This is a genomic window from Pseudomonas sp. B21-028, from assembly GCF_024749045.1.
Classification (GTDB): Bacteria; Pseudomonadota; Gammaproteobacteria; order Pseudomonadales; family Pseudomonadaceae; genus Aquipseudomonas.
Genome location: NZ_CP087184.1, coordinates 2,367,866 through 2,384,864, shown reverse-complemented (window position 1 = coordinate 2,384,864; position 16,999 = coordinate 2,367,866). Strand labels below are relative to the sequence as shown.

17 protein-coding genes are annotated in these 16,999 nt (G+C 52.8%); 13 read left to right on the top strand and 4 right to left on the bottom strand.

Translation table 11 applies throughout. The annotated features are described in order from the left end of the window. Window positions 1-49 precede the first annotated feature (49 nt). Window positions 50-322 (top strand): HU family DNA-binding protein, encoded by a 273-nt coding sequence (locus LOY35_RS10835; protein WP_258632379.1) that lies wholly within the window; start codon window positions 50-52, stop codon window positions 320-322. A 131-nt stretch (window positions 323-453) separates the two neighbouring features. Here LOY35_RS10835 and LOY35_RS10830 read toward each other — a convergent pair whose 3' ends face one another. Further along, window positions 454-726, bottom strand: a complete 273-nt coding sequence (locus LOY35_RS10830) for a LasR-specific antiactivator QslA (protein ID WP_258632377.1) — start codon at window positions 724-726, stop codon at window positions 454-456. A 168-nt stretch (window positions 727-894) separates the two neighbouring features. Between LOY35_RS10830 and LOY35_RS10825 the strand changes: the two genes are divergently transcribed. The 5 genes from LOY35_RS10825 (at window position 895) to LOY35_RS10805 (ending at window position 5,454) form a co-directional block, all read left to right on the top strand. Beyond that, entirely contained in the window at window positions 895-1,149 is a 255-nt protein-coding gene (locus tag LOY35_RS10825; protein WP_258632375.1) for a helix-turn-helix domain-containing protein, read from the top strand. A gap of 105 nt (window positions 1,150-1,254) precedes the next feature. Beyond that, the gene (locus LOY35_RS10820; protein WP_258632374.1) at window positions 1,255-2,211 is read left to right on the top strand and encodes a TIGR03756 family integrating conjugative element protein; all 957 of its coding nucleotides are present in this window, start codon (window positions 1,255-1,257) and stop codon (window positions 2,209-2,211) included. Then, complete coding sequence (locus LOY35_RS10815) at window positions 2,208-3,590, top strand: integrating conjugative element protein (protein WP_258632373.1); 1,383 nt, start codon at window positions 2,208-2,210, stop codon at window positions 3,588-3,590. Before LOY35_RS10820 ends, LOY35_RS10815 begins: the two co-directional genes overlap by 4 nt. Before the next feature lie 3 nt (window positions 3,591-3,593). Next, window positions 3,594-3,902, top strand: coding sequence for a hypothetical protein (locus LOY35_RS10810; protein WP_258632371.1), 309 nt, complete (start codon window positions 3,594-3,596; stop codon window positions 3,900-3,902). A 10-nt stretch (window positions 3,903-3,912) separates the two neighbouring features. Next, window positions 3,913-5,454, top strand: coding sequence for a conjugal transfer protein TraG N-terminal domain-containing protein (locus tag LOY35_RS10805; RefSeq protein ID WP_258632369.1), 1,542 nt, complete (start codon window positions 3,913-3,915; stop codon window positions 5,452-5,454). Here the strand turns inward: LOY35_RS10805 and LOY35_RS10800 are convergent. Next, window positions 5,443-5,841 carry a DUF3742 family protein gene (locus tag LOY35_RS10800; protein ID WP_258632367.1) on the bottom strand — a complete coding sequence of 133 codons (399 nt, stop codon included), beginning with the start codon at window positions 5,839-5,841 and terminating at the stop codon, window positions 5,443-5,445. The two genes, LOY35_RS10805 and LOY35_RS10800, sit on opposite strands and share 12 nt — an antisense overlap. A 449-nt stretch (window positions 5,842-6,290) precedes the next feature. Here LOY35_RS10800 and LOY35_RS10795 point away from each other — a divergent pair, with 449 nt between their 5' ends. Next, the gene (locus tag LOY35_RS10795) at window positions 6,291-6,620 is read left to right on the top strand and encodes a hypothetical protein (protein WP_258632365.1); all 330 of its coding nucleotides are present in this window, start codon (window positions 6,291-6,293) and stop codon (window positions 6,618-6,620) included. A gap of 130 nt (window positions 6,621-6,750) precedes the next feature. Next, entirely contained in the window at window positions 6,751-7,713 is a 963-nt protein-coding gene (locus LOY35_RS10790; RefSeq protein WP_258632364.1) for an ArdC family protein, read from the top strand. 134 nt (window positions 7,714-7,847) lie between these two features. On the opposite strand, the gene LOY35_RS10785 is transcribed toward LOY35_RS10790, so the two are convergent. Beyond that, window positions 7,848-8,042 carry a hypothetical protein gene (locus LOY35_RS10785; protein ID WP_025214500.1) on the bottom strand — a complete coding sequence of 65 codons (195 nt, stop codon included), beginning with the start codon at window positions 8,040-8,042 and terminating at the stop codon, window positions 7,848-7,850. 231 nt (window positions 8,043-8,273) lie between these two features. Here LOY35_RS10785 and mobH point away from each other — a divergent pair, with 231 nt between their 5' ends. Next, on the top strand, window positions 8,274-9,998 hold the full coding sequence (mobH, locus tag LOY35_RS10780) for a MobH family relaxase (RefSeq protein WP_258633556.1): 1,725 nt from the start codon (window positions 8,274-8,276) through the stop codon (window positions 9,996-9,998). A gap of 331 nt (window positions 9,999-10,329) precedes the next feature. On the opposite strand, the gene LOY35_RS10775 is transcribed toward mobH, so the two are convergent. Beyond that, window positions 10,330-11,640: an FRG domain-containing protein gene (locus LOY35_RS10775; protein ID WP_258632362.1), complete on the bottom strand. Its 1,311-nt coding sequence runs from the start codon at window positions 11,638-11,640 to the stop codon at window positions 10,330-10,332. Window positions 11,641-12,468: 828 nt separating this feature from the next. Between LOY35_RS10775 and LOY35_RS10770 the strand changes: the two genes are divergently transcribed. The 4 genes from LOY35_RS10770 (at window position 12,469) to LOY35_RS10755 (ending at window position 16,869) form a co-directional block, all read left to right on the top strand. Continuing rightward, on the top strand, window positions 12,469-13,629 hold the full coding sequence (locus LOY35_RS10770) for a dsDNA nuclease domain-containing protein (RefSeq protein WP_214509120.1): 1,161 nt from the start codon (window positions 12,469-12,471) through the stop codon (window positions 13,627-13,629). Next, the gene (locus LOY35_RS10765; RefSeq protein ID WP_214509119.1) at window positions 13,626-14,111 is read left to right on the top strand and encodes a hypothetical protein; all 486 of its coding nucleotides are present in this window, start codon (window positions 13,626-13,628) and stop codon (window positions 14,109-14,111) included. Before LOY35_RS10770 ends, LOY35_RS10765 begins: the two co-directional genes overlap by 4 nt. Next, entirely contained in the window at window positions 14,101-15,891 is a 1,791-nt protein-coding gene (locus tag LOY35_RS10760; protein ID WP_214509118.1) for an AAA family ATPase, read from the top strand. Before LOY35_RS10765 ends, LOY35_RS10760 begins: the two co-directional genes overlap by 11 nt. A gap of 90 nt (window positions 15,892-15,981) precedes the next feature. Then, window positions 15,982-16,869 (top strand): abortive infection family protein, encoded by an 888-nt coding sequence (locus LOY35_RS10755; protein WP_258632359.1) that lies wholly within the window; start codon window positions 15,982-15,984, stop codon window positions 16,867-16,869. Window positions 16,870-16,999 lie beyond the last annotated feature (130 nt).

Here is a 16,999-nt window from a genome sequence, read left to right as displayed (position 1 = left end):
ATCTGAGTAGATTACTCGTCGACACTCAGCCAAGCGGAAGGAGTCACACATGAACAAAAACGATCTAATCGAGGCCATAGCGAGCTCCGCCGACCTGCCGAAGTCCACCGCCGGACGCGCACTGGATGCCCTCACAACCATCATATCCACTGCGTTGAAAGGCGGTGAAAACGTCACTTTGGTTGGATTTGGTACCTTTGCGGTCAAGGCGCGCGCAGCGCGCGACGGACGTAACCCTCAAACGGGCGCCACCCTCAAGATCGCGGCCTCGAAGACGCCTAGTTTCAAAGCCGGTAAATCGCTGAAAGACGCGGTTAACTAGACGCTGGTGGCGATTACCCAATACCAACTCTGCAAGAGCGCTGGTATTGGGGTTTCAGCAGCCGAAACGCTGGCTGAACTCTGGGAGCGGTTCGAGCTTTGTGTTTGAACGCGTCTTTAGGGAAGTTCTTTTCAGCCTTGATTTGGGCTGGGTGGCACACTGCTTAGCCGCTGCTGAATCCTCAACAAAAAACCTGCTTCAAAAGCATCCTGGCAGTCACCGACAGGAAAGGTTTTGCGCGTTTGCGCCAATTCCCACCACAGTGGAATCTCGCCGGACGTATCAAGCCAAGCCTGGGCGCATTGCACGCCACGTTCGATCATTGGGGCAAATTCGTTGCCCCAAGGTGTCAGAAGACTCGAGCAACCATCCGCCGCAGGAATTGAAACGTAGTTTTCGTCCATACACACCCTAGATTTCTGATTTATTGTTAGACGCGCAGTCCAGCCTCGAAATCTTAACGACACCAAATGAGCGCTCGATAACAGGCAAGGGCATCAAATAGCCTAGATCAATGCCAATGTAGACTATATCCCGTGGATTGAGAGTCCCTCAAGGCGCAATTTGCGCGCATGACTCAAGACTTCGAACAGCTCCGTCTGCAGTTGGCGGAAAACATCCGCTTGATGCGACGCGTGAAAAACCTGACCCAAGAGCAATTGGCGCTCATGGCCGAGCTGGATCGTACCTACGTCAGTCAAATCGAACGATGCACGGGCAATCCGTCATTGCTGGTCCTATGCAAACTCGCCAATATTTTCGAAGTTACCGCAGATCAGCTACTTGTAGAACCCGATATCCTGCGCAGCACCCTTCACGTCAAATAATAGTCTCACGTCTCACAAATCCGGCAGATCCGCCTTCATAATACCCGCTGACATTCTTCAGTCCCTAACCGAACCTGCCCAGGCCATACACCGAGAGCCTGGATCATGCCCGTTGCCTGCTCGTCCATCCCGCCCACAAAGCTACGGCCATTGGCGCTGAGCGTGCTGCTAGCGTGCGGCCCAAGCATGGCGCTGGACACCGGTAGCATTACGTCCTCTGCACTTTCGCCAAGCTGTCTCGAATACAGGGTCGTCGCTATTTGTTTCTGGCTCCTGTGCACACCCCTCGGCTGCACAGTCAAAACCTCGACCAAGGTGCGTCATTTCATTCCTGAGCTGGTGGTTTCGAGCTACGCCACTACCGGCAATAATCCATGGACCGAGATGGCCACCCTCTCCGTTCCCATCAATGGTGCGGAAGGTGGCGGTAACCTGATCACGCCGAACACCCAGCGCGACAACCTACCCCGCTTCAAGAACATCGATGGCATCGGTCACCCTGGTGGCTGGGTCGCCACACAACTGGCTTCGCAATCCGGCTACGCCTGCGCCAGCGGCGCTACTGCGTTCATGCCCTACTACCTGAGCACTCTGGACTCGCTGGCCTGGCGCCTGGGCATACCGGAAAGCCTTTACCCCGAGTCGCTGATACCGGGGGTCCGTGAGATCGGTCATCAGATCGCGGGAAACATGTGGGGCAACGTCTATCCCCGGCAAGGATTTCTGGTACAACCCGACGACTTCAAAGCCGCTGCGGTGATGGCGCAACGGGCGGGTGATTTCATTACTCGCAACTGGCAGCCACATGCGTACTTACCGCTCACACCTGTTCCACGCGACGGATACTGGCCGCCCGGTCCGATCATGGAAAATGACGCTTCGACCCACAAATGGCAATTGCTCTCCCCCCGGGTTCAACCCACATGTGCCATCTTCCCCAGTGAACCGGTGCAGAGCGTGGATGGCGGCTACTCCTGGTCGCTGTGGCGTCCCTATAGTTGCTGCAAGCGTGAGGGACAGACCCTCCTGTTCAGCATCGACTTCGAAGGTGGTACGTCATGAGTCGACTTCTCGCAGGATCATGGTTGGGCCCGATGAGCTTGTTGCTCTGCGGGCTGCTCGCCGTGGCCACGCATGCCCATGCCGCCGAGGACGATTACCGTCTAGGCACTCAAGGCGAAGTGCTCGACGACCGGGTGATGTACACCATCGGTGGCGGCGCGGCAGCGGGCTCGCCGAGCTCGCTCTATCGCCCCAACGGACTCGGTGTCGGCGGGTCCTGGCAGGCGAACATGATGTGCGGAAACATGAGCCTCACCAACACCTTGCAAAACCAGTTGAACGGCGTCACCGAAGGGTTCCAGCAGATCATGGGCAGCATTGTGCAGAACGCGACCCAAGCGGTGATGTCGCTGCCTGCGTTGATCATCCAGCGCGCCAACCCCGGGCTTTATGAGCTGTTGAGTAACGGGGTGATGCAAGGGCGCATCGACTTCGACCGTTCCAAACTGACCTGCCAGGCCATGGCCGAGAAGATGGCTGACAAGGTCGGTCAAGCCGGCTGGGGCGCGCTGGCCAAGAACCAGGAGATGCAGGGCAACCTGGAGCAGACCGGCGGTGATGCGGTGGCCGCGGTGAAAAACACCGAGGCCCATAACGGCAACAATGGGGTGTCCTGGGTTGGTGGCTCAAAGGCCGGAGGTAACGGGCAGACGCCCATTAGGGTGACTTCCGACGTGGTGCGCGCCGGCTATAACCTGCTGCATAACCGTACGGTGGATGACAACTCCTCGATTAGTAGCAGCGACTGCTTAGGCGGGGCTATTTGCCAGACCTGGGCTTCGCCCCAGGAGGAGTCCGAATGGGCCGTTCGGGTATTGGGCGAAAGCGAAGTCGCGACCTGCGACACCTGCGAAACCCTGCGTGCGACCGCAGGCAGCGGGTTGACGCCGTTGATCCAGGAGGCCTACAGCGAACGCCTCCAGGCCCTGCAAGGGCTGCTGTCGGGTTCACTACCGCCTACCCCAGACAACCTGGCGAAAGCCTCCAGCCCGATGCTGCCGGTCACCCGCGGTGTGATCGAAGCCCTGCGCGACGATCCTGATCAGGAACTCCTGGCGCGGCGCCTGGCCAGTGAGACGGCCCTGTCCAGCGTGCTCGACAAAGCGCTCCTGCTATTGCGCACGCTGCTGGCAGGCAGCCACGAACCGAACATCGCTTCCGCTGAGCCGGCTCAGACCGCCTTGACGAAAAACATCGACGTTCTGGAGCGCGAAATACGCCTGCTGCAGACCGAGTTGCAGGTCCGGCAGATACTGGCCACCAATACTGCCAGCCTGGTGCTTGATCGGCATGCCGGTGGTGCCGATGCTTCGCGCACCGTCGAGCAAGGCGACCCCGAGCCCGGCCGACTCAACGACGCTGACGCCCGGCGCAAGTGAGCCATGAAGCGCTCACCGCTATTCACGTTGCTTTCCAGTCTGGGGATTGCCGTGCTGATGATCCTGACCGCCGCACTGGTGGCCTGGATCGGCCGTACTGCGCTGGGTAGTTTCGAGGCATGGCAGCAGGCAATCGAATCCGTACGATCTTATCTGCGGTGGTGGCGCGCCCTGCTCTACGGCGCCCTCTTTGCGCTCTGGTGGGATCTGCTTCGGGGCTACCGACATCGACCCCAGGATCGACTGCGCGTGAAACGCATCGGGACATTAGGGCTCTTGCTCTTTACCTGCGTCGAGCTCACTCGATTGTGAGGTCACCACCATGCTCATGAGCACCAACAGCTACTTGGAGTTTTACCTCTCCCTGCTGGCATGGATCATCAACAACGGTATCTGGAACGTCATGTCCGATACTGGACTATTCGCTGCGCCCTTCGGCGCGATCATCTTGCAAGAGTGGTTGTCGGCCCGTCAGCAAGGCGCTGATGAAGGCAACAAAGGATTGCTCTCGGTACCTCGAATCGAGAACCGGCTTTGGCTGGCCTACATTGTCGTATTGTTCGGCTGCGCGCCGGTCTTTCCGCTAAACCTCGCTTCAATGGCGTTCGACGATGCAGCGAGCCAACGCTGCGGTGTCAGCGTGGCCAAGCCAGCGGAAACCGCCTGGGGTACCACTTTCAACACCATCGGAGAGCGCTCTGCCAACGTGCCAATCTGGTGGTTTCTGGTGCACGCCTTGAGTAAAGGAGTGACTGCAGCGGCCACCGCCTCCATTCCCTGCGCACCGGACATCCGACAGATGCGCATGGAGATCGACAGTTCTCGCATTGATAACCAAGTGTTGCTACAGGAAGTCGCCGATTTTACTCGCGACTGCTACGGCTATTCCCGCTCTCGGCTGTTCACCAATCGTCCGCAGCTGGACAAGGCACAAAGTCATGATGCGTCCTGGATCGGCTCAAGCTATTTTCTAGACACTCCGGGCTACTACGACACTGATCGCTCACGGACACCGCGAGTCAGTTGGCCCTATGAGGAAACCCGAGATACTTCCTTGCCACGGTTGGAGAATGGCGCGGGCTACCCCACTTGCAGACAGTGGTGGAGTGACAACGGTGTCGGGTTGCGCGAGCGCTTGATCGAGCAAGTCGATCCTTCGCTGCTGACTCAGCTAAAAGGTTGGTTGACTGGCCGTTCGAGTAACGAGATTGAGGATGCCACCCTGCGCGAACTGGTCAGCCCGCGCCAACAATCGATGTCCATGTCGCCCGGACAGGTGTATCAGGACTACGGCTCCAGTGCTCGCGGTGGGTCGATCAATCAGGGGCTCAATAATCTGGCGACCAACACTGGGCTGGCCCTCGGCTCCTTCAGCAACTTCCCGGCGATGAACGCGCTACGCGCCGCTCTGCCGATGGTGCAGGCTTTCCTGATCATGGGTGTCATCATCAGCTTGCCGCTAATCCTACTCGTGAGTACCTATCAGCTAAAGACCGTCATGACGGTGACGTTCGCGCTGTTCACGCTGCATATGCTGACGTTCTGGTGGGAGTTGGCCCGTTGGGTTGACTCCAGCATGCTCGACACTTTGTACAACCAAGTGTCGATTTCCAATCAGGTGCTATTGTCGCTGCCGACATCCGGATTTATGGATGGAACGGTCACGGCGCAGGTGATTGAGTATGTGATGGGGGCAATGTTCATCGTACTGCCTATGCTGTTCCTTGGAGCTATGAGCTGGACAGGATATGCAATAGGAAACGGGATTCAAGGCATGTTGGCGAACGGCAGCAAAGCAGCAAGTGATTCAGCAAGCAAAGGTACGGATCAAATAGTGGGGGCGGCTAGCCGCTCAATTAGATGATTTGCTGTCGCCGATGTAATGCCCGTTGTCGTCGAAGTCACCGATGTAGAGGTCGGCACCAAGGTAGTCTGGCCCGGGTGCCGCCTCTTTAATATCCGCATCAATGGTAGTCTTGGACACCAGAAGTCCAATCACAGCGATCATCGTCACCACAGAAGCGACCAACCAGAAACCGATAAAGAGCAACCCAAGGAGCAATGCCAGCTTCGTAACCAGAAAGCCCCCACGAACCAATAGCCCACCTGCAGGTATGCCTGTCGCCACCGCACGTTTAACTACGCGGGACTCAAACCCTTTTAACTTGCGATAACCACGTTTTGCGCACATACCGCATGCATATGCCCAGCGGTGTGTGCGGGAGATTTGAAGTGGCTGCTGAGCCGGCATGATTGCGCCCTCCTCTGAGCGTGTTTCTGTGGTAATCGAGACTACAGACTACTACTGAAAACCGCCCTTGCTTAACCGTTTATCAGCTTGCTCGGTCGAAAAACTCTTCACTGGAAGACAGAAGACGCAGCTTGTGCATCCGCGCCTGTATGGCCGTTGACCCATCCACATCATCCAGCTACATAGAGGGTACGGATCGCTGTTATCAACAGCACCTTCCCAGGTAGCCAGAGCCTTCAAAGCTACGTCACTCCGGTGATGGTTCGCCCCAAGTGCGATTAGCGTTCGGTGGCTCGCACGGTCACGCTTCACGGTGATGAACGCCTACTGCTCCCCAAGCGTCTTTCGAGCTCGGCTCGTCCTAACCCATCTTGTTTTTCTTCAACCACCGCGGGGAAATTCTTTCCCCTATGGGGCAGGTTTCTTCGCGCTATAAACGGAGGCACACCATGTCCGACTCACTCACAAGCGAAGCACTGAACACTCTGCGCTTGCCCGTTGTGTTCACTCCAGACGCGTGGCAACACGCAGTATTGCTCGATGGTTCAAGTCATCCTGAAAAGCTGCAGCTCGATAGGCTGAGCAACATCGTACGCGCAGCCTTCAAAGCTCACCTGGCCGATCCAACCGCACCCTACGTGGCGTTTGAGGTCGTCAAGTTCGTCTCAGCGAGCAATGCAGAACATGAACCATTGCTGCGACTGAGCCTCAGCCTGCTTCAGGCATCAGACCAGCCTAACGCCTTACTGATAGCGCTTGCGGAAGAGCCGCAACGCTAAACGCAAACGGCCATACCCGGCCACTGATCCAACTCAGGCTATACGCAGTCCTGCACCAATCCAATCAATACCCACCGGGGAACCCTCCCCGACGGGCAAGGCGTTCCTCCGGTTTTTCGAGGGAAATGCCATGCGCAATATCTACCAAGACGTGACAGACAAGATCGTTACCGCGTTAGACCAAGGCGTAGCGCCCTGGATCAAACCCTGGTCCTCAAATGGCTCAACTGCCGTCGCTCATCATCAGCCCTATCCCATCAACGCCATCACGCAGCGTCCCTATTCGGGCATCAATTTACCGTTGCTCTGGGCCGAGGCCCGATTGCAGGGGTTCACTCAAGATCGTTGGCTAACCTTCAACCAAGCCAAAAAAGCCGGCGGGCACATCCGGAAGGGTGAGCACAGCACCCTGGCAGTGCTCTACAAACCGATGGAACGCGAGGAACAGACCGAATCAGGCCAACCCGTACTCGATGAAAACGGTCAACCCAAGGTTGCTCATTTCGGGATTCTCAGGACGCATTTTCTGTTCAACATCGAGCAAACGGAGGGGCTCGAAACGCTCAACGAAACGGTGCTCGATACGGAATCGAGCGATCCCTTCTTCCCCAACAGTACTGCCGAAAGCCTGTTGCTAAGTTCGGGCGCGAATATCATTCATCGATTTGCCGACGAAGCCTTTTACCACCCGATCAGGGATCTCATCCAACTGCCGACAAAATCGCAATTCAACGATCAAGGTGGATACTACGCCACTGCACTTCACGAGCTGACGCACTGGACCGGACACCGCTCTCGATTGCAGCGCGAAGGCGTGACCTCTCCGTGTCCATTTGGCTCGCCAGGCTATGCATTTGAAGAATTGATCGCCGAAATGGGCGCCGCTTTTTTATGTGCCTACGCCGGTATACGGGGAGAGCTTCGGCACGAGGGCTATATCGACTCCTGGCTCGGCCTGCTCAAGTCTGACAACCGCGCGATTTTCCGCGCCAGTGGCCAGGCCCGATGCGCCTCGGAGTATGTGCTCGACCTGGAGCAGCAACAGAAGCAGACGGTAATGGATAATTCGCGATGCATGAACGATGGAGCTTGATCGTTACCTCACTGCTGCAATCGCTTCACAGGGTCCAACACGAGTTGGACCCTTTTTCTGTGCCCAGAAAAATCCCCACACTGCGGAGCTCTGACGCAAAGAACATGAGGTAATCCCGTAACCGCAGTACACCGTTACGTATCCAGATTCTCAGCCAGGTAATCCACCAGCTCGAGTGGACTTCGGCTGTCGATCACCTTGTAGATCAGATCACGCTTGCTGCGCGGAAGCTTCTTGACCACGCTTTTCGCCGAGGCCCTGACGGCTTCGTCTGTTCCATGGATACGTGCCGCGAGCAGCAGCACGAGCGTGGCGTCAGTGAGGTTCATGGCAAGACCCAATAAAATTCGCACCGCAGTGTACCGACACTTTCCTTTTTCGTACCAGCATGCGCATCCAACAAAACGGCACCAGGACAAATCGATATTCCAATTGCCGCACAAAGGGAACCGCGTCAAAAGGACCGGTAAGGGTTGGAAGGGAATGGGGAGTCAAGGGTAAGAGCCCTATCCGAAAAGGCTAAAAGGCAACTGACTTTGCCAGTTCCCGGGAGGACCATGATGCTCAGTCTGTTTCGGCAAAAAAGGCAAAAGCCTCCTCCGCCACCAACCGTAAACGTCGCCGATGGGTACCTGCCCATCGAATCGTCCCAGAGCTTGTTAGCAGCCGAGCATCGCCGCCAGTTGCTCGATCGCATCTGGCAGTACACCGCCCTCTCCCATCAGCAGTTCAGGCAGCTCTATTTAAATCCGATCCATCGCTACGCCGAGCTGGTCCAGCAGCTTCCAGCCAGCGAGACGCACCACCATGCTTATCTTGGCGGCATGCTCGACCATGGGTTGGAGCTGGTCGCTTGTAGTTTGAAGTTGCGTCAGTCGTATCTGCTTCCCACCGGCGCCGCACCCGAAGATCAAGCCGCCCAGACCGATGCCTGGTCCGCAGGCATCGCCTATGGTGCACTGCTGCATGACATCGGCAAGATCGCAGTGGACCTGCTGGTCGAACGCCAAGACGGCCATCTTTGGCATCCTTGGCAGGGAGCCCTGGATCAGCCCTACCGTTTTCGTTACATCAAGGGCCGTGACTACCACCTGCACGGTGCCGCCGCAGGCTTGCTCTACACCCAAATTCTCGACCGTCCAATCCTCGATTGGCTCAGTGGATTTCCGTCACTGTGGGCCAATCTGCTTTATGTCCTGGCGGGCCAGTACGAACGTGCCGGCGTGCTCGGTGAGTTGGTGATGCAGGCCGACCGCGTTTCCACCACACAGAACATCGGTGGTAACCCGAGCAAGGTGCTGCAAGCACCGATTCATTCGCTGCAACATCACTTGATCAGCGGACTGCGTCATCTGGTTCAGCACGAACTGAAACTCAACCAGCCAGGTGCCGCGGGATGGCTGACCCAGGACGCGCTCTGGCTCGTCAGCAAGACGGTCACGGACAAGCTGCGAGCCTATCTGCTGTCGCAATCGATTGAAGGCATTCCCTCGTCCAATCTCGCGGTGTTTGACGAGCTGCAGTCACATGGATTGGTTGAGTCCACGCCGGAAGGTAAAGCCATCTGGACCGCGCTTGTGACACAGGGAACCTGGCAGCAGAGTTTCACTTTTCTGCGCCTTCAACCGGCGTTGATTTGGGGGAACAAAGACCGGCCCGAGGCTTTCAGCGGAACAGTGAGCATTGCAGCCCATGACCACTCAACTGACACCCAGATACCAACACCTGCGCCCGAGACAGTCAGTGCAGGATCAGCTCAAAGCCAACCGCAGCCGGATCTCATGGCGCTCGAGGAGGCCGATTACCTCGGCACGCTGCTGGACATGTTCGAGTTGGAAGAGCCTGAGGCCGGTGACGCACCGTCAGAAAATGCTGGCGAGACTTCAACGCTTCAATTGGATAACCCAGGCCAGGAATTCCTGAAGTGGGTCAAGGAAGGCATCCTGAGTCACAAGCTGATCATCAATGACAGCAAGGCCAAAATCCATACGGTGAGCGGTACTGTATTTCTGGTCACGCCCGGCCTTTTTCAGCGCTACGTTCAGGAGTTTCCGGGCATCTCACTAGGGGCCGATTCCGCAGGTGAGGAATGGCGATGGGTGCAGAAGCAGTTCGAGAAGCTGAAGATTCACCGGAAGCGAGACAACGGTCTGAATATCTGGACATGCCAAGTGCAAGGCCCTAGGAAGAAAACAACCTTGAAGGGCTACTTGATTGAGGATCCGAAGCTATTTTTTGAATTGACGCCACTTGATAATCCTTTTCTTAGAATCGAAAAAAATTAAATTTCAACGGCCCCCTTGGTGGGAATCGAAATGCAGAGATGACTCTGAAGTTTACATTCGCTGCTTTACCGCTTCATTATCCATCCTGAGGCGCTGTCCTTCTGTTCGTCAACGGCACCCCTGGGTCGAAAAAATTCCTTCGCGACAGGCACCAATCAGTCAGAAATAGACGATCAGATCTCAAAGGCTGACAACGTCCCATGAGCTCCACCGCAATTGGATTAGCAGGGCTAGACCTCCCCCAAATCACTAGTTTGCGATGGTATCGTGCAAGTAACGGATCGAGGCAGATCCAGCATTCAATATTTAGCATGGATTGACAGAAGATATACTACGGCAACAGATCAGCTTCCCGAAACGCAAATTTTTGTGCGATGTACTTAGCTGAGTTTTCAATATAGGGGAACACAGTACTCTCGTTGATGTTCAGTTGATCTAGCTCCTGAAGCACCTTCTGTTTGTTCGTCACGGCGATGCGATTGACCGTAATGTCAGGTGTCCCGCCCTCGTCCAGAATAGCCTCATCTCCGAAAAGCAAGAATGCACCGGACTGAAACGCGATGCGGCTATTGGTGTGCTTACCTTTAACGCATATAACGGATCGCAGATGACGGGGTTCCAGCCGTCCTTCAAAGAAAGGCTTCTCTTCTTTAATAAAATGCAACAATTGTTTGATTGGTTTCTGCTTGTTAAACTTACGGATATCATTAGTGCTAAAATCTATGGTGTCCTTCGAGCCCTTCGAAACTCGAGTTAGGTTCGCAATACAGCTGGCAGTATCTGAATCAAAATACTTGATCTGATCTCGATCCATGGAGAACACGATGACTTCCCCATCTTGGTCAAGGTGGCTCTTACAGGCAAAATATAAACCGATCAACGGGTTGGACGTGATGTCGAGCAGTCTGGACGGCAGAGAGTAATGCTGCATCCGGACGAGACGATCAAGAGTGTAGATATCACCACCGAAGTCCACAGAGTTGGAAACTAGTAGCTCCCTATACATCCGGTCTTCCGCATCTCGGTAAATAAAATTTCCACGCTCGTCTTTTCGAAAAATCGAAGGCTCAAGCCGATATTTCTTACTATTAGAATGACCTCGATAGAACACCTCTCTTCCGCCATGGTTAAGACGGAAAACGTGTTCAATAAATGCACCAACGCTGTTTGCCTGGACTTCGGGGGACGACGCAGGCGGGAGGTCAGCTTTGACGACCTTTGAGCTTTCTGCATGGGCTGGAGCGAGGTTTGCCCGCCTTAAGACCTCAAAGAGATCCTCGTCCTTGATAGCCCAGTGGGTACGATTGATCTCCCAGTCGCGAATATCCAGAGCAGGTTGCAGGGGTTTAATCAGCTCGAAATCTATGGGGGCTATGCTCTCATCGAACACCGGCTCGACATAAAGCGATCGCCCACCGTTGCGCAATTTTACCTTCAGTCGGCCAACACGCATGGCCTCTTGGGTACCTTCATAGGCGAACAGGCATGGTAATTCCATCAGGGCCTTTAACTGCGGTTCCTTTAGCTCCTGAAAGCTCGCAGCAATGTCATCGCTTGTGTACTCGAGGAAGCGGCTTCTATCGTATTCGTAGCCGGGGTAATCCCAGGCGCCGTCTAAAGAAGTAACAAGGAAATTGAACATACGGCTGGAAATCCTGAAGGGATCAGCGACGCATTCTATCAGATCTGAATCGCCTCTGATTTTCCACGTACGGTCCGCTATGGTCGGAGCAGCAGATGAACAATCGTTTTTTCGCGGATGTCTTTGATCAATAGGGTAGCGATCTGCAGTTTTGACACTGCGTGTTGGTTTTCGCTGACCGGCATTCTGCTTTGACGGTATCTGTTAAAGCATATTTCTGGGTCGTCGAGGTAGGTCAATGAACTCCGTAAGACGGGGTCAAAATCGCACAGCGCCAACAGAACAAGATCAGGTGCAGCAGAGATTTCCATCGCAACACCCTGCAATCGCTGTATCGCAAGGCTCAAGAGCAAGGAAACTCCACGCATAACTGAGCATTTGAGAATGCCTCGGCAAGCCGAGAGCTATCTGTTTGCGCCTGAGCTTCGCCCAGACAACGAGGAAAATCCTTCAAATCTGACTTGCATTATAAGTGGCCTCCCGCCACCATCAGGGAATCCAAAAAGGAATCCTCTCACGGGCGAGAGACGGCAATGGAAGGTGGCATGGACAGCATCACCCAAAATGATAAAGCATCGTGCCCGCCACCCGCGCGCAACCAATTCAAACGCTCTGCGACATGTTGCGTAGCACGTGAGCATGCGTCCCAAAGAGAAGCTGGCAACGGGCATAAATTCCATCTACCACCAAATAGATGTATCCACGTTATCGCCAACGTATCGCTCAACGGCTCGACAGTACCCGACGCAAAGATTTTTTCTGCATTACATCTAGAAGCTCAGCGTGCTCTAGGGCGCTCATATTTCAGCATATGCAAAGATAATCCAAATGAAACTTCATGAAGTCAGCCCTAGGGAACAAAGCGGACGAGATACGATCGACCGCTTCCGAGCACAGTTCAAAGCCGCCAGCTTAGAAAGCTTGGCTCTATTAGAAAATGGGGAAATAGATAGAGTGTACTGCGACGTACACGAAGACTATGTCGTCAAGCACATAGTCAACTCAAAATCCAAGTATCGGTTTGTTCAAGTAAAAACTAAAAGCAAGCTCAATCATCAATACACCATAATGGAAATTTTCGGCCTGAAGAAAAAGCCGAAAAATAGCCCGGTTCATGACTTGGCAGGCAGCTTCGCAGGAAAACTGCTACTTCACGTTGAAGAATTTGGCGAAGCTTGCAGCTCAATTGAAATCTGTACAAACGTAAACTTCGACGATGAGGTCGAGCAGATTTGCCAAGAAGTTAAAGGCAATGTAAGCCCAACCAAAAATACCGCAAGCCTGATCGACGAGACTAAGAAACTGATACCTTCTCTCGCCACCAAAAGTGACGGCGATGTGATGGCTTTCCTGTCACACTTAGCATTGGCACCTCGAAAGCAAATCCTCAATGAAGAAGAGGATGTTTTCGTTTCCCAGGCATCGAACCAGATATTCAAGTACAGCGAGATCAATCTTAACCCACTTGAGGTTAAGAAAATAATTATCCAGCTACTGTCTTTGATTGAGGACAGATCTGCCGTCCCGCTTTCCAGCGGTATCACCGAAAAAGAACTGGATGCAAAAGCGAGTGTAAATCTAAATGACATCCTAGACATTCTCTGCATCTCCAGATCCGCCTATCATGTTCTCAAGACAGGAGGTGATGATAAAGCCATAAAATCGGTTTCTATCCTACAGCGAATGCTCAAACGCTCAGGCTTCTCAGACGGCACAGTGGACACATTTGCGGGTTTCAAATGTAACTGGGAAGCTTGGTACCGGACCAATAGGCATGCGCTGTTGGAGTTTCGCTTGGCCGTAGCAAAGAACAAAATTATACAAGTGGCGAGAAAGATTGCCATCGGTCAGATCGACATGAACTTGATCACCGAAGAAATTTCAAACTTGGCATTCCAAATCAGCAAAGACCTTGAGCGATCAGACATCACCGAAGAGCTGGCTTTCGGCGCAGTGCTATCCGAATTGGTGAAAGGAGAGGCCCAATGAATTTCCGCGAGGCCGTCTCGACCGCCAGGGCTGAATCGATAGCGTTGTTGACCGAAAGCACCCCCCGGGGACGTCAGGATGTACTGGGGAATGAGAGTCTATTCCATACCCCGCTGATTGCGCTTACCATCATTCTACTCGCGCGTTCCAGAGCCAAGCCCAAGCAAGACGAGATCGGAATGTTAGTAGGCGCTTGCTTTGAAAAAAGCCTTGCAGGTTTCAAGGGATCGAGCCAAGAACTGGGCTGGTCTGCAAACCTGAGAATCCGCACCGTGAAGGCTTTTACATTTTTGGAAAATACGGGTTTTATCATCATCGACAAGAGCACTTCCCGGATTGAAGCAACGGATTCCGGGAAAAAACTTATCGATAATATCCTAAAAGATGAAAGCAGGCTCTGTATTGCATTACTGATGATAAAGCGCGCCTACCGCAACATCTGTAAAGAACGAGCAGTTGAGGTTAAGTTAAATGAAATTTGAATCGCTTGAAATCATTCAGAACAACCCAGATGGTTGGCGCTCAGGCGAGCTAGAGTTCGGCAATGTAATTACTCAATTATACGCAAAAAATGGTAGTGGCAAGACCCCTTTGATCCAAGCGATGATGTTCTGCCTTGGACTGCATGTTCAATTCAGAGACGATATCGTCCGAAACTGCAAAATGGCGCGATTGAAACTGTTCATCAACGGAAAACGATTCACCCTAGATCGAATGATGGGAGATTCTTTCGATTTAACGGTGAGAGTTGACGATAAGACCGAGGATCGTTTTTACAATGAAGATGTTTTTTCAAAATTCATGCTGAAATCACTCAATCTCCGAAGTGACAGGCTTGTAACAAACGGCAACACCCCAACCGCCCCCTATTTTTCCGCGCTGCTGCCTCTCTTTTATCTGGATCAGGATCAAGGCTATTCCGAATATTATGCCCCTCCTCGCCCAGGCTTCATAAAAAATCAATTTTCGGAGATGGTCAGGCTAGCGGCTAATTTTCCTCCGCAGAACTCTTACGATAAAAAGAAAAAAGCGATTGAGGTAAAAAAAGACCTAGCCTATTTGGATACCACTATCGTTGATAGCCGAAAACTGATGGAGCGCATTGCTCAGGAGCTTCCAGCACCGGTTCGAAAGATCGAAGATATTGATAGACTCATTGCTGAATTAAAATCACGCCTCGAAGACCTTAAAAAATCCAAAGACATAAAAAGCGATTCACTTTCTAGCCTAGATCATGTTATTGGCAACCTAAGAAGAAGGCATCGCGAACTGCAATCGGAAGAGGCTGCACTCGACTCAAAAATTTCCAGTGCAACACAAATACGTGAAGAGATACAGAGCGAGATTGAGACACTCAATCTGAATGAAGAAGCCAAGCGAGCCTTTATTTCGTTCTCTGACATATGCACCTCGCCATCGTGTGGAATATTCATGGTGAGCGCAGACTCGTACGGAAAAAGCTTGCTTTACCTAAAAGACCAGATTAAGGATCTCGAAATATCCACTGCCTCGAATATACAGAAGTCAGAAGCGATATCCACCGAGAAAAAATTTATTGAGTCGCAAATCGCTCAACTAGCGCAGCAAAGAGGTTTGGCAGAAAGGGAAGCTGGCATTGAAGTTTTCATTGAAGCTATCAGCAGAATTGCGTCAGACATTTTTGAACTCGGCTTAGAAAAAAACAAGCTAGAAAAATCCGAACAGCAGAAAAACATTCACCTTGATTTATTAAGAAGAAGAGATATCGCTCTTACGCTTGAGGATTCGCTACAGACGTCACGTGAGCAATCCCCAGACATTCTTCAGTTCAGGATCGAGCTGGGACAAAAAATGGCAGAGTGGCTCGACGTCCTCAACTCCAAGAACATTTCGAGGGACATCCGAATCGATTCGGACCTCAAACCCATATTGGGCACTGAAAAGCTTGGAATCATCAAAGGCAGCTCAAAAGCTCGAACAGTGCTGGCGTTCCACGCTGCGCTATTTGAACTGTGCACTAACGACCCACTCTCTCCCTTCAGAGTGCTGGTGTTCGACACACCTCGCCAGCAGGAAATTCACTGGGAGGATTTAGATGCCTACATTAGGGCACTAAAAGCTGTTGCCCTACGTAACAATGCCCAGGTCATTTTCTCAACCACCAGCTATCAGTATGAGATCGATACCAAAACAGACAAGGAATGGTTGCCAACATTTGCTGGCGCCGAGCAGCCCATGTATCTCGGCAAGGTTGGTCAGCCTCCCATCAATGGAGCACCTTAACGTAAGCGTGATGCCGCTGAATGAAGGCTTACAGAATTGGAATGGTGATCTACATTCTAGAAAATCTGAAAGAACGGATGAGTTCAGAAAATGAGTGAAGATGGATTTGCAGAGCTGGCCGCTCGATCAGCAAGGGTAAAAAATGAGAACCTACAGTTACTGCATGGGTTAAGAGCTTTCGAGCAAAAGCTTTTAGATTTAGTCGAAGGTCTTGGCTGTGGTGGCAATAGTGAAACTATCGCTTTTGATGAGATTCTTGACCAAGAAGCTGTGCCAATTGGGCACACAGCTTGCTATCTCGCATTTACCGGTCGGGAGCTAAAGATTGGGTGGAAAGAGGTGCCTCGTCCCAGCGAATACGACTACTGGACTCTATGTTCGTTGGAGGAAGCTGGCACTGATATGCAGAGACGCGTCAGTGATCCAAAAGTATTGAATTCGCTGGTAGCTGATTTGCTCCAGAGCCTCGACAGGGATTTTTTGAAAACTGCTTCTGTGGTTCAGTCCCTTGCTCAATTCGTGACTGTGGAGAAAGCTGAGATTGATGCAGAGCTCGACAATCTGTTCAGTAATAATTCTACGTTGCTGAATTCGTGGTTGAAAGCACGGAGACTGGTGCTACCAGATCCTGACCAATCGATTTCTCTCAGCTGCACGCATATCGAAACCGTGCTCAAAGGTTGCCTAAAAATACTTGGGGAGGAAGGTTACGATAGCTATCCAGTTGAGAAATTGATGAAGCGATTGCTAGGTGTTCTTCGTGACTCCTCCACCATTGGCCCAGCCGCTTCGGAAATGCTTCAAGGTGTAGGCACGATGTTTCACGGAATCGGTACCCTACGCAATGAAACTTCACACGGAAAGGATGAGGGCTATGTAGCACATCCTCCTGAACTGGCGCAGACGGTGAACCACCTTGCCGGTGTCGCCTCGGTCTTTGTGATGAAGCAGACCGACCTTATTCGGAAGGCCAAATGACTTGGCTGTCGTCTGTTTGGTCGAATATCAATTGCCCTAAATTTTCTAGAATCCGTCAAAGATATTCCGATTTTTGCCAACAACGGAGAGGCAGAAATCAGCAAAAGCTGCCCCCCTCCCCCCCCCCGCA